Origin of the sequence: Nocardia transvalensis NBRC 15921, assembly GCF_000308875.1 — a bacterium.
GTDB lineage: Bacteria > Actinomycetota > Actinomycetes > Mycobacteriales > Mycobacteriaceae > Nocardia > Nocardia transvalensis.
In genome coordinates this window covers 224709-236985 of the sequence record NZ_BAGL01000063.1, presented here as the reverse complement: position 1 = coordinate 236985, position 12277 = coordinate 224709, and the positions used below count along the sequence as shown (strand labels likewise).

12 protein-coding genes are annotated in these 12277 nt (G+C 70.3%); 9 read left to right on the top strand and 3 right to left on the bottom strand.

Annotated elements, in window-relative coordinates; translation table 11 throughout:
• Positions 1 to 24: 24 nt before the first annotated feature.
• Entirely contained in the window at positions 25 to 969 is a 945-nt protein-coding gene (locus ON41_RS22935) for an aminoglycoside phosphotransferase family protein (protein ID WP_040749743.1), read from the bottom strand.
• A 111-nt stretch (positions 970 to 1080) separates the two neighbouring features.
• Here ON41_RS22935 and ON41_RS22930 point away from each other — a divergent pair, with 111 nt between their 5' ends.
• Positions 1081 to 1470 carry a DUF1707 domain-containing protein gene (locus tag ON41_RS22930; RefSeq protein ID WP_051162215.1) on the top strand — a complete coding sequence of 130 codons (390 nt, stop codon included), beginning with the start codon at positions 1081 to 1083 and terminating at the stop codon, positions 1468 to 1470.
• A 165-nt stretch (positions 1471 to 1635) separates the two neighbouring features.
• Here ON41_RS22930 and ON41_RS22925 read toward each other — a convergent pair whose 3' ends face one another.
• Entirely contained in the window at positions 1636 to 2595 is a 960-nt protein-coding gene (locus ON41_RS22925) for an electron transfer flavoprotein subunit alpha/FixB family protein (protein WP_040749742.1), read from the bottom strand.
• A 40-nt stretch (positions 2596 to 2635) separates the two neighbouring features.
• Complete coding sequence (locus ON41_RS22920) at positions 2636 to 3421, bottom strand: electron transfer flavoprotein subunit beta/FixA family protein (protein ID WP_040749741.1); 786 nt, start codon at positions 3419 to 3421, stop codon at positions 2636 to 2638.
• Positions 3422 to 3613: 192 nt separating this feature from the next.
• Here ON41_RS22920 and ON41_RS22915 point away from each other — a divergent pair, with 192 nt between their 5' ends.
• The 8 genes from ON41_RS22915 (at position 3614) to ON41_RS22880 (ending at position 11952) form a co-directional block, all read left to right on the top strand.
• Positions 3614 to 4432, top strand: coding sequence for a class I SAM-dependent methyltransferase (locus ON41_RS22915; protein WP_040749740.1), 819 nt, complete (start codon positions 3614 to 3616; stop codon positions 4430 to 4432).
• 13 nt (positions 4433 to 4445) lie between these two features.
• Positions 4446 to 6005, top strand: coding sequence for a 1,4-alpha-glucan branching protein domain-containing protein (locus tag ON41_RS22910; protein WP_246829586.1), 1560 nt, complete (start codon positions 4446 to 4448; stop codon positions 6003 to 6005).
• Positions 6002 to 7264 (top strand): glycosyltransferase family 4 protein, encoded by a 1263-nt coding sequence (locus ON41_RS22905; protein ID WP_040749739.1) that lies wholly within the window; start codon positions 6002 to 6004, stop codon positions 7262 to 7264. Before ON41_RS22910 ends, ON41_RS22905 begins: the two co-directional genes overlap by 4 nt.
• A gap of 47 nt (positions 7265 to 7311) precedes the next feature.
• Complete coding sequence (locus ON41_RS39275) at positions 7312 to 7950, top strand: PadR family transcriptional regulator (protein ID WP_083905552.1); 639 nt, start codon at positions 7312 to 7314, stop codon at positions 7948 to 7950.
• A gap of 46 nt (positions 7951 to 7996) precedes the next feature.
• The gene (locus tag ON41_RS22895) at positions 7997 to 9013 is read left to right on the top strand and encodes an ATP-binding cassette domain-containing protein (RefSeq protein WP_218003544.1); all 1017 of its coding nucleotides are present in this window, start codon (positions 7997 to 7999) and stop codon (positions 9011 to 9013) included.
• The gene (locus ON41_RS22890) at positions 9010 to 9771 is read left to right on the top strand and encodes an ABC transporter permease (protein ID WP_040749738.1); all 762 of its coding nucleotides are present in this window, start codon (positions 9010 to 9012) and stop codon (positions 9769 to 9771) included. Before ON41_RS22895 ends, ON41_RS22890 begins: the two co-directional genes overlap by 4 nt.
• 388 nt (positions 9772 to 10159) lie before the next feature.
• Positions 10160 to 10984, top strand: a complete 825-nt coding sequence (locus ON41_RS22885) for a GNAT family N-acetyltransferase (RefSeq protein WP_040749737.1) — start codon at positions 10160 to 10162, stop codon at positions 10982 to 10984.
• A gap of 5 nt (positions 10985 to 10989) precedes the next feature.
• On the top strand, positions 10990 to 11952 hold the full coding sequence (locus ON41_RS22880) for a lysophospholipid acyltransferase family protein (protein WP_246460852.1): 963 nt from the start codon (positions 10990 to 10992) through the stop codon (positions 11950 to 11952).
• Positions 11953 to 12277: the final 325 nt, after the last annotated feature.

Below are 12277 nucleotides of genomic sequence, written 5' to 3'. Positions count from 1 at the left end.
GGCCCACACCCCGCGACGTGTCATCTATTCGCCGAGCGCTTGCGCGACGGCCAGGTGGAGCCGCAGGAGGGCGGGTTCGTCGTCCTCGACGGCCCAGTGGACCTCCTCGAGGCTGCGCAGGAAAGCCCAGGCCCGGGCTCGATCCGGGTCGACCTCCAGAGACCGGGCGGTATGCGTGACCACTCGCCGGGCGTGCTCCCGCGTCGGCTCGTGCTGGGTCTGGATCATGATCAGGAAACCGGCGTCGAAGGCGGCCTCCCCGAGGTAGGGCTTCGGATCGATCAGCAGCCAGGGTTCGCGCTCGGCGGCGAGGATATTGCCCAGGTGGGTGTCGCGGTTGACGATCAGCAACGGCCCGTCGGGGGTGGCGAGCGCGCGGCACCAGTCGGCGGCCCGCGCGCGCAGGGCGGCCGGGATCGGCTGTGCCGGCCCGGATTCCGGCGTATTGAACAAGACCGTCCAGTCGGCCACCAGGGCGGCGGCCTCGGGCAGCGCGGGGTAGCTCTCCGGGATGCCGATCGGCTCGCGCCGCAACCGGCGGTACAGCCGGCATGCCAGCTCCACCTTGTCGGCGTTCTCCGGATCGCCCTCCAGGCTGGGGAAACCGGGCTGGGTCAGCAGCGGGTCGCCGGGGCGGGCCCACTCCAGCAGCAGCGCTCCGCTGCCGGGGTCGAAGTCGTACAGCCGCACCGCGCCGTCGCCGCCGTAACAGAACAGCCCGGCCGGTTCGCCGACGTTCTCCTCGTCGACCACCGGCACCTTCAGCACCGCGACCGATCCGTCGCCGCGGCGCACCGGCGCCGCGAGCGAATGCGTGCCCCCGCCGAAGGAGTCGCCGATCAGCTCCAGATCCCAGCTGCCGCAGAGCTTCTCCACCAGGCCCGGAAGATCCGCGAGCCACACCTCCCCGAGCTCCCCGAAGACGGTCCGGACGGTCTCCTCGACTTCTGGAGGCAGCGTGATCGGCATCGGCCCAGCCTTCCCGGTCCCGGTGCGGGCGGCAAACGAATTTGCGCAGGACAGGCGGTCGCGCTCGGCGATCGGGCAGCGCGACCGGCGCGGCCGTCCTAGGCTGACTCCGTGGGGAACGAGAACCTGCGGGCGTCCGACGCCGATCGCGAGAAGTACGTGGGCCGCCTGCGGGTGGCCATGGACGAGGGCCGGCTGAGCCTGCACGAATTCGACGAGCGGGTGCAGCAGGTCTACTCCGCCCGCACCTACGGCGAACTGGTACCGCTGCTGTCGGACCTTCCCGCCCAACGGAATTCGCCCCGCCCCGAGGCCCCGAAGCGCGCGGTCCCCACCTGGGTGCTGATCATGTGGACGCCCTGGGTCTTCGTCAACCTGCTGTGCATCCTGATCTGGCTGGCCACCGGCATGGGCTACTTCTGGCCGTTCTGGGTCGAGGTCCCCTGGGGCCTGGCCCTGTGCATTCCCACCGCCATCGGGATTCTCACGAACAAGCGGTAGTTTCCGGCCAAAAGCATGCCGGAAACAGAGGTGCACTGCCCCGCATGTTGAGGTGTATTTCCCCGGCATGCTGTGGTGTATTTCCCCGGCATGCTTTTGGCCGGGGCCCTCACCCGCGCACGCAAACGGCCCCGGGGTAAACCGGGGCCGCTGTGCGTAAGGAGGTCAGCCCTTGTGCTTCTTGACCGCCTCGGCCAGCTGCGGGGCGACGTTGAACAGGTCGCCCACGATGCCGTAGTCGCTGATCTCGAAGATCGGCGCCTCTTCGTCCTTGTTGACGGCGACGATGGTCTTCGAGGTCTGCATGCCGGCCCGGTGCTGGATGGCGCCGGAGATGCCCAGCGCGACGTACAGCTGCGGCGAGACCGTCTTACCGGTCTGGCCGACCTGGAACTGGCCGGGGTAGTAGCCCGAGTCGACGGCGGCACGCGAGGCGCCGACCGCGGCGCCGAGCGCGTCGGCCAGCGGCTCGACGACCTTGTGGAAGTTGTCCTCGCTGCCGACGCCGCGGCCACCGGAGACCACGATGGTGGCCTCGGTGAGTTCCGGCCGGTCGCCGCCGACCACGGGCTCGCGGGAGGTCACCTTGGTGACGCCCTCTTCCTGCGCCGGGACCTCGACGGTCACCTTCTCGCCCGCGCCGGCCTGCGGCGCGGCCTCGATGGCGCCCGGGCGCACCGAGATCACCGGCACGTCGCCGGTGGCCTTGTAGTCGACGGTGAACGCGCCACCGAAGATGGAGCCGGTGACCGAACCGTCGGACTTCACGTCGATGACGTCGACCAGCAGGCCGGAGCCGATGCGCGCGGCCAGGCGACCGGACACCTCCTTGCCCTCGGCGGAGGCGGCGACCAGCACGGCGGCGGGCGAGGCGGACTCGACCAGACCGGCCAGCACGTCGACCTTGGGGGTGACGAGGAAGCCGTCGGCGTCGTCGGACTCGGCGACGTAGATCTTCTCGGCGCCGGCCGCGGTCAGGGCGTCGGCCAGCTTGTCACCGGTGCCGGTGGAACCGAGCACGACGGCGGCCGGGCTGCCCAGCGAGCGGGCGGCGGTGAGGAGTTCGGTGGTGACCTTCTTGGGCGCACCCTCGGCGTGCTCGACGAGCACAAGTACTTCTGCCATTTGTTCTCTCTCCTGAAGTCTGTAGTGGCGCGGCGGGGCTCTAGATGATCTTCTGGCCGACCAGGTACTGGGAGATCTGGTTCCCGCCCTCGCCCTCGTCGACGATCTTCTCGCCCGCCGTGCGCGGCGGCTTCGGGGTGACAGCGGTGACCGCGGAACCCGCGTTGCCCACACCGACGGTCGACGGGTCGATGCCCAGGTCGGCCAGGGTGAAGGTCTGCACTTCCTTCTTCTTCGCGGCCATGATGCCCTTGAAGGACGGGAAGCGCGGCTCGTTGATCTTCTCGGTGACCGAGACGATGGCCGGGAGGGTGGCCTCGAGCTTGAACACGCCCTCGTCGGTCTCGCGCTCGCCGGAGATCTTCTCGCCGTCGACCGCCAGCTTGCGCAGGTGGGTCAGCTGCGGAATGCCCAGGTACTCGGCGATGATGGCGGGCACCGCACCGGCGCGGCCGTCGGTCGCCTCGTTGCCGGCGATGACCAGCTCGACACCCTCGATCTGGCCCAGCGCACCGGCCAGGACCCACGCGGTCTGCACGGCGTCGGAGCCGTGGATGGCGTCGTCCTTGACGTGGATGGCCTTGTCGGCGCCCATGGACAGCGCCTTGCGGATGGCCTCGGTCGCGCGCTCGGGCCCCATGGCCAGGACGGTGACCTCGCCGCCCTGCGCTTCCTTGATCAGCAGGGCCTCTTCGACGGCACGCTCGTTGATCTCGTCCAGGATGGCGTCGGCGGCCTCGCGATCGAGGGTGTAGTCACCATCGGTCAACTTGCGCTCGGACCAGGTATCGGGAACCTGCTTGATCAGTACGACGATGTTCGGCATTGGTCTTCGTCGACCTCCTGTTCTGGTGGCACGTGAGGTGGGGTCGCACGATCGGATGTCCGTACGTCCACGGAAGGGCTTCGTGCGGGACATTACCCTACGTTAAGTTACTCGTGGGTAACTTAGGGTGTGATGTTCTGCATCACTACTCCGGCCACCGGTGTGATACGGACAACCGCTAACGTCGGGTGAATGAGTGAGGCCGTTTCCTCCCCTGTGAGTGAACTTGCGAGTGAACCCGGCGCGGTGGATCCGCTACCCCTTACCGGTGAGCGGACGGTGCCGGGTATCGCGGAGGAGAACTACTGGTTCCGCCGGCACGAGATCGTGTACGCGGACCTGCTCCCGCGCTGCGCGGGCAAGACCGTGCTCGAGGCGGGTTCCGGGGAAGGCTACGGCGCCAACATGATTGCCGACGTCGCGGCGCGGGTGACCGGGCTGGACTACGACGTCAGCGCGGTCGAGCACGTGCGCGTGGCCTATCCGCGGGTCGAGATGGTGCAGGGCAATCTCGCCGCGCTGCCGTTCGAGGACGCGTCGGTCGACGTCGTGGTGAACTTCCAGGTCATCGAGCATCTCTGGGATCAGGCGCAGTTCCTGCGCGAATGCCTGCGGGTGCTGCGCCCGGGCGGTGAGCTGCTGATCAGCACGCCGAACCGGATCACCTTCTCACCCGGCCGCGACACCCCCCTGAACCCCTTCCACACCCGCGAGCTGAACGCCGCCGAGCTGTCGGAGCTGTTGGTGGAGGCGGGTTTCCGCGTCGACGTGATGGCCGGGGTGCACCACGGCCCGGAACTGGCCGCGCTGGACGAGAAGTGGGGCGGCTCGCTCATCGACGCGCAGATCGAGCGGGCGCTGGCCGGTGAGCCGTGGCCGGCGGACCTGGCCGCCGATGTCGCCGCCGTGCGCACCGAGGACTTCGTGCTGCGGATCCCGGAGGCGAACCCGGCATGGGATCCGGATATCGACGCCAGCCTCGATCTCGTCGCCGTCGCGGTACGGCCCTGAGGACGCCCGCGCCGTGAGCACCGAGACTTCCGTTCCGGGCCAGTTCACCCTGGTCCTGCACTCCCATCTGCCCTGGCTGGCGCATCACGGCCGCTGGCCGGTGGGCGAGGAGTGGCTCTACCAATCCTGGGCCGCCTCCTACCTGCCCGTCGCGCGGGTGCTGAGAACGCTTGCCGCCGAAGGCCGTTCGCATCTGCTGAGCCTCGGCATCACCCCGGTGCTGGCCGCCCAGCTCGACGATCCGCACAGCCTGTCCGGGATGCACCACTGGCTGGGCAACTGGCAGCTGCGCGCCGACGAGGCCGCGATGGCCGGCAATACCGCGCTCGGCGCGCACGAACACCGCCTCGCGGCGACCGAGCTCGCCGACTTCGAACAGCGCTGGCGGCACGGCGGCTCGCCCGTGTGGCGGGAACTGATCGACGCCGAGGCGATCGAACTGCTCGGCGGCCCGCTGGCCCATCCGTTCCAGCCGCTGCTCGATCCGCGGCTGCGCGCGTACCAGCTCACCGAGGGCCTGGCCGACGCGCGGCACCGGTGGGGGCACACCCCGTCGGGCATCTGGGCGCCCGAATGCGGCTTCACGCCCGGGATGGAGAACGGCTACGCCGCGGCCGGTGTGACGCATTTCATGGTCGACGGTCCCGCGCTGCGCGGCGACACCACATCGGGGCGGCCGGTGTGGGATTCGGACGTGCTGGCATTCGGGCGGGACCTGGAGGTCAGCTACCGCGTGTGGTCGCCGCGGTCCGGCTATCCGGGGCACGGCGCCTACCGCGACTTCCACCACTACGACCACGACACCGGTCTCAAACCGTCCCGCGTCACCGGTAAGCAGGTCGACGGCCCCGACAAGGCCCCCTACGATCCCGCACTCGCGGCCGCGGCGGTGCGGCGCGACGTCGACGATTTCGTGCGAACCGTGCGCGAGCGGCTGATCTCCGAATCCGACCGCATCGGCCGCCCCGCGCTCGTGGTCGCCGCCTTCGACACCGAACTGTTCGGCCACTGGTGGCACGAGGGTCCGCAGTGGCTCGAGCAGGTGCTGCGCGCGCTGCCCGAGGCCGGGGTCACGGTCGGCACGCTGGCCGACGCCCGCGCGGGGGGATACGTCGGAGAGCCGGTGCGGCTGGCGGATTCGTCCTGGGGATCGGGTAAGGACTGGCGGGTCTGGGCCGGGGACCAGGTCAGCGACCTCGTGGACCTCAACGCCGATATCGTCCGGCTCACCCTCGACACCCTGGACAAGATGCGGGCGCACGGCGGCACGCTGCGTGATCCCGTCGCCGATCAGCTGTTGCGCGAGGCCGTGCTGACCGTCTCCAGTGACTGGGCGTTCATGGTCAGCAAGGACTCCGCGGCCGGCTACGCCCGCGATCGCGCCCATCAGCACGCGCACGCCGTACGCGAGATTTCCGATGCGGTCGCCTCCGGCCAACTCGCCAAGGCCGGTCGGTTGGCGGCAGGATGGTATGCGGCCGACGGGCTGTTCCCGGCGCTGGACGCGCGCCGGCTCGCCGCGTCCGACCCCGGCGGGCCCGCGGGCCGCGGAGAGACAGAAGGACCCGCATGAAGATTCTGATGGTGTCGTGGGAGTACCCGCCGGTGGTCGTCGGCGGGCTGGGTCGGCACGTGCATCACCTGGCCACCGAGCTGGCCGCTGCCGGGCACGAGGTCGTGGTGCTCGCCCGCCGGCCGATGGGCACCGACTCCTCGACCCATCCCACCTTCACCTTCATCGAGGACCGGGTCCTGGTCGTCGCGGTCGCCGAGGATCCGCCGTGCTTCGACTTCGGTGACGACATGCTCGCCTGGACCCTGGCGATGGGCCACGCGATGGTCCGCGCGGGTATCGCGCTGAGCAAGCCGGGCATCGCGGAGGGCTGGACCCCCGACGTCGTGCACGCGCACGACTGGCTGGTGGCGCATCCGGCGATCGCCCTGGCCGAGCACTACGACGTGCCCCTGGTGTCGACGATCCACGCCACCGAGGCCGGCCGGCACAGCGGCTGGGTGTCCGGCCGGGTCAACCGGCAGGTGCATTCGGTGGAATGGTGGCTGGCCCGCGACTCCGACGCGCTCATCACCTGTTCGGCGTCGATGCAGGAGGAGGTCGAGCGGCTCTACGGCCCCGAGATCGCGCCGGTGACGGTGATCCGCAACGGAATCGACGTGGGCGCGTGGACCTTTCGCGAACGCTCGCCACGGTCCGGCCCGCCGCGGCTGCTGTACGTCGGGCGCCTGGAATACGAGAAGGGCGTGCAGGACGCGATCGCCGCGCTCCCGCGCATCCGCCGCGAGCACCCCGGAACCACACTCACCGTGGCCGGTGTCGGCACCCAGTTCGAGTGGCTGCGCGAGCGCGCCCGCGCGCACCGGGTGATGCGGGCGGTGAACTTCACCGGCCGCCTGGACCACACCGAACTGCTCGGCTGGCTGCACGGCGCCGACGCGATCGTGCTGCCCAGCCGCTACGAGCCGTTCGGGATCGTGGCGCTCGAGGCCGCCGCCGCCGGAACGCCCCTGGTGACCTCCACCGCGGGCGGGCTCGGCGAACTGGTCATCGACGGCGTCACCGGCGCCTCGTTCGCCCCGGCCGACGTGAACGGCCTGGTCGACGCGGTCACCGCGGTGCTCGGCGATCCGGCCGCCGCCCAGGCCCGCGCGCACGCCGCGCACGCCCGCCTCACCGCCGACTTCGCCTGGGACGTCGTCGCCGCCGAGACGATCCAGGTCTACCAGGCCGCCAAGCGCCGCGTCCGCAACCCGCTGGGCCGCCCGGTGGTGGTGGAACGACCCCTGCCGGAACGGGACCCGAACAACCCGCTCTGACAGACCCGCCCTGTCCCCCGCTCCAGGCGGGGGCGAAAATTTTCGGTATGGCTCTTCCTACGACGCGGTTGCTGGTGCTGGCTGTCGTGCGGCTGCTGCAACCGGTGCACGGCTACGACGTGCGCCGGGAGCTGCTGTCCTGGCACGCCGACGAATGGGCCAATATCAAACCCGGTTCGGTGTACGGCTCGCTGAAGACGATGCAGCGCGACGGGCTGATCGCCGTCGACGGGGTGGACCAGGGCGGCGCGCGGCCCGAGCGCACCAGCTACCGGATCACCCCCGAGGGCGAGAAGGTGTTCGGCGACATGCTGCGCGAGGCGCTGTGGTCGACCGAGCCGGCGCGGCATTCGTACTACGCGGCGGTGTCGCTGATCCCGTACGCCGGCCGCGACGACGTCGTCGCGGCGCTGCGCGGCCGCATCCTCAAATTCGAGGCCGATCTCGTCTACCTCGACCGCGAGGTGGAGCGCATCCTGGCCGGCAGCGGCGATCCGCGCGAGACCGAGCCGCATCACGTCGCCGACAACATCCGGCTGGCCGCCGACCATACCCGCGCCGATCTGGAATGGTCGCGAAAGACGTTGCAGCGCATCGAGAGTGGTGAACTCGACGTGTGGTCGAAGGAGGCGTACGGAGTGCTGCACCAGGACGGTGAGTCACCGGACGGCGGCAGTCAAACGTAAATAATCAAGCTTGACTATTCAGGCCGTCGTTCCTACCGTTATCGGCATGGAAACGATGGCTACCGTTCGTGGCCGCACCCGCACCTCGGTGATCCGAGTTCGGGGGCTGGCCAGAACGTTTCAGACCAAGACGGGCCCGGTCGAGGCCGTCGGGGGCGTCGACTTCGACGTGCACGACGGCGAGATCGTCGGCCTGCTCGGCCCCAACGGGGCCGGTAAGACCACGACACTGCGCATGCTCAGCACCCTCATCGCGCCCACGGCGGGCGAGGCGATGATCGTCGACACCGATCTGCGCGCCGCGCCACGCACCGTCCGGTCGCGCATCGGCTACGTCGCCCAGGGCGGCACGACCAACGAGGCCGAACTCGTCATCGACGAACTCGTGCTGCAGGCAAGGCTTTTCGGCCTGAGCAAGGCGGAGGCCCGGCGCAACTCCGAGGCGCTGCTGGGCGCGCTGGACCTCGACGGGCTGGGCGGGCGCAAATGCGGCCAGCTGTCGGGCGGGCAGCGGCGCCGGGTCGACATCGCGCTGGGCCTGGTGCACGGCCCGCGACTGATCTACCTGGACGAGCCGACCACCGGCCTGGACCCGCAGAGCCGGGCCAACCTGTGGGAGCACATCCGCGGCCTGCGAGCGCGGGGCACCACGATCGTGCTCACCACCCACTACCTCGAGGAGGCCGACGCGCTGTGCGATCGCATCCTCGTCATGGACCACGGCCGCATCGTGGCCGAGGGCACGCCCGACGACCTCAAGCGCCGCATCTCCGGCGATGTCGTCAGCATCGAGATCGACAGCGCCCAAGCCGAACTCGCGCGCGAGGTCGCGGAGTCGGCGATCGAGGTGCGCTCGCTGCTGTGCGCCGAGCGGCCGGGCGCGGACGGGTCCGCCGTACTGCACCTGACGGTCGAACAGGGCGATGCGGCGGTGGCGCCGCTGCTGCGCGCCCTGGACGCGCGCGGTGTGGCCGCCGGATCGCTGACGGTCAAGCGTCCCAGCCTCGACGACGTCTTCCTCACCATCACCGGCCGTTCCCTGCGGGAGGCGAGCAACGCATGACATTTCTCCGCGATACCGGGCTGATCTTCTGGGCGCAGCTGCGGTCCAACCTGCGTAATCCGCTCTGGGTGCTGATCGGGCTGTCGCAGCCGGTGCTGTATCTGGTGCTGTTCGGCCCGCTGGTGAAGGGCATCGCCGCGGGCCTGGGTCCGGGCACCGATCCCTGGGAGTTGCTGACTCCGGCGCTGGTCATCCAGATCGGGCTGTTCGGCGCGATCTACGTGGGATTCGGCATCGTCATGGAACTGCGCGCCGGGGTGATCGAGCGGCAGCGGGTCACGCCCGCGAGCCGCGGCGCGCTGCTGCTCGGCCGCATCCTGAAGGATACGGTCGTGCTGATCGTGCAGGCGCTGATACTGGTGGGCGTCGCCGCGCTGGCGTTCGGCCTGCGGCCGGATCCGCTGGGCCTGGTGCTGTCGGTGCTGCTGATCGCGGTGATGGGCGCCGGACTGGCCGCCGCGTCCTACGCCCTGGGGCTGTGGGCGCGCTCGGAGGACACCCTCGCCTCGATCCTCAACAGCCTCTCGGTGCCGCTCATGCTGCTGTCGGGAATCCTGCTCCCGCTGAGCGTCGGGCCGACCTGGCTTCAGCGCATCGGCACCGCGAATCCCTTCTCCCACACGGTCGAGGCGGCCCGCGCCCTGTTCCGCGGCGACCTCGGCGCCTCGGAGGTCTACTGGGGCACCGGCCTCACCCTCGCGGTCGCGATTGTGCTCACGGTCCTCGGCGCCCGCAGCTTCGCCCGCGAGAACGCCTGAGGGACAACAGTTCTTATCCGCGTCCGGACGCACTCTACGGCCATGCCGTCGGTGCGTCCGGGCCCTCCCTATTTCCCGGCATGCTGCCTCCCCCTATTTCCCGGCATGCTTTTGGCCGGGATCTCGCGAGATCCCGGCCAAAAGCATGCCGGGAAATGAGTTGGTGGCTGCCTGGGGCATGAGTTGGTGGCTGTCGGGAATTTGTTGGACGGTGGCGAGCTAGGATGGACGCCGGTCGGCAGGGTGGGTGTGCGGCTGGGAAACTGGGCTAACCCGGTGTAGCGGCGCGGTGAACAGATGGTGTGACGGTCGTCTCGTTCACCCGACTGGCATCGGGAGGACACTCGGCGGTAGCCGCGAGTCCGATTCGGGCTGGCTTCATCGGGACATGACAACAATGTCCGTGCTGACAGCGCCGGCCCGCACGACGGACACGGGGGCGGAGCGGCCGCGGTACTCGCTGGTCGTGTCCTCCGACGCGGAGCACCGCCGCGCGGCTCAGCGGCTGCGGTACCAGGTGTTCGCCTCCGAGCCCGGATTCACGATCCCCGACAGCGCCGACGGCCTGGACGCCGACCGTTTCGACGAGCACTGCGACCACCTGCTGGTCCGCGACGACCGCACCGACCGCTTCGTGGGCTGCTACCGGATGCTGCCGCCGGACAAGGTCGCCGCGGCGGGCGGGTACTACACCGCCACCGAATTCGATTTGACCGCAATGGATCCCGAGGGGCAGCGCATCGTCGAGATGGGCCGCGCGTGCGTGGTCCCCGACCACCGCAACGGCTCCACGCTCACCCTGATGTGGGCGGGGATCCTGCACTACATCCAGCTCACCGGTTACGACTGGGTGATGGGCTGCGTCTCGGTGCCGATGCGCGACGACCCCGCCGACCCGGCCGGGGTGAACGTGCGCGGCGTGCGAGACCTGTTGCTGTCCAAGCACTCCGGCGATCCGGAGCGCCGCGTGCGGCCGTACCGCCCGGTGGTGGTCGACGGCCGCTCGCTCGACGACCTGGAACCGCCCGCGCGGCCCAAGCTGCCGCCGCTGCTGCGCGGATACCTGCGACTGGGCGCGGCGATCTGCGGCGAGCCGGCGCACGACCCGGACTTCGGTGTCGCGGACTTCGTGGCGCTGCTGGGTCTGGAAACCATCAACCGGCGCTACCTGGATCGGTTACAGAGCGCCGCGAACACCTTCGACGGACGGTGATACCGATGCCCGCCTTGGTCGCGCCCGGATCCGCGGGGCTGTCCTGCCCGCCCGCGCAGCAGGTCCACCCGTGGATGCCCGCCAGCCCGTGCGGGCCCGGCTGCGTCGACATCCCCGACGAGGCCGGGACGGCGCGCACGGTGGCGCGGATCGCCGGTGTCGCCGCGCTGTTCTCGAGCTTCCCGGTGATCAACCTGGCCACCCCGCGCGGCCGCCGCAAGCGCCTGCACCGGCGCTACGCGCGCGCCGTATTGCGGTGCTGTGGAATAGGTCTGCGTGTGGTCGACCAGCGCGGTACGGAGCCCGCCGCCGACACGGGCCGCGGACCACGGGCGGTCGATGAGGGACTGCTCGTGGTCGCCGGCCACGTCGGCTGGACCGATGTGCTCGCCCTCGCGGCCGTCGAGCCGATGGGCTTCGTGGCGCGCGCCGACCTGATCGAGTGGCCGGTGCTCGGCGGGCTGGCCCGCCTGATGCGGGTGATCCCGATCGAGCGCGAGCGCCTGCGGCAGCTGCCCGAGGTCATCGCCACCATCTCGGAGCGGCTGACGGCCGGCGAGCGGGTGGGCGCCTTCCCCGAGGGCACCACCTGGTGCGGCCGGGCGCACGGACGGTTGCGGCCGGCGCTGTTCCAGGCCGCCGTCGACACCGGCGCCGCGGTCCAGCCGATCCGGGTGCGGTATCTCGACCGCGACGGCGGCCTGTCGACGGTGCCCGGCTTCGTCGGCACCGACACGTTCCTCGATTCCGCCCGCCGCGTGCTGCGCTCGAAGGGCGTCGTCGCCGAGATCACCCTGCTGCCCGTCGAGCGGCCCGGCGACGATCGCCACGACCTGGCCCGCCGCTGCGAACGGGCCCTGCGCGGCCCGGAACAGATCGATATCGACGCGCACGCCACGGCCGTGGGCACCGGACCCACCCGCGATATCGTCCCGGCCCTGCCCGTCGTCACGGAACCCGCGCACTAGGCGGTATTACGTTCCCTCCATTGCTCCAGCTTCCGAAACCGTTGCGGCAGAGCGTGAACGTCGAGAGCGGGTTTCGCATCGGTAGCCCTTAGGTACCCGCGGTGCCTGCACCATGATCGGGACAGGAACCGCCGCAGCGGCCTCAGCGGAAATCCGACGCCGGGTGGTGGAACCAGCGTTGGCTCGGTAACCTCCCGCTTCGGGGAGGTGGTCACGGCGAATGATGCCGTACTCTGCGTTCCGGTGGTGTGACAGCTAACGCCGTTCGATCGTGCGACGGCGGGTATTCGCCTGTCACCGACAGCCTTACAGGACTCAACCCGGC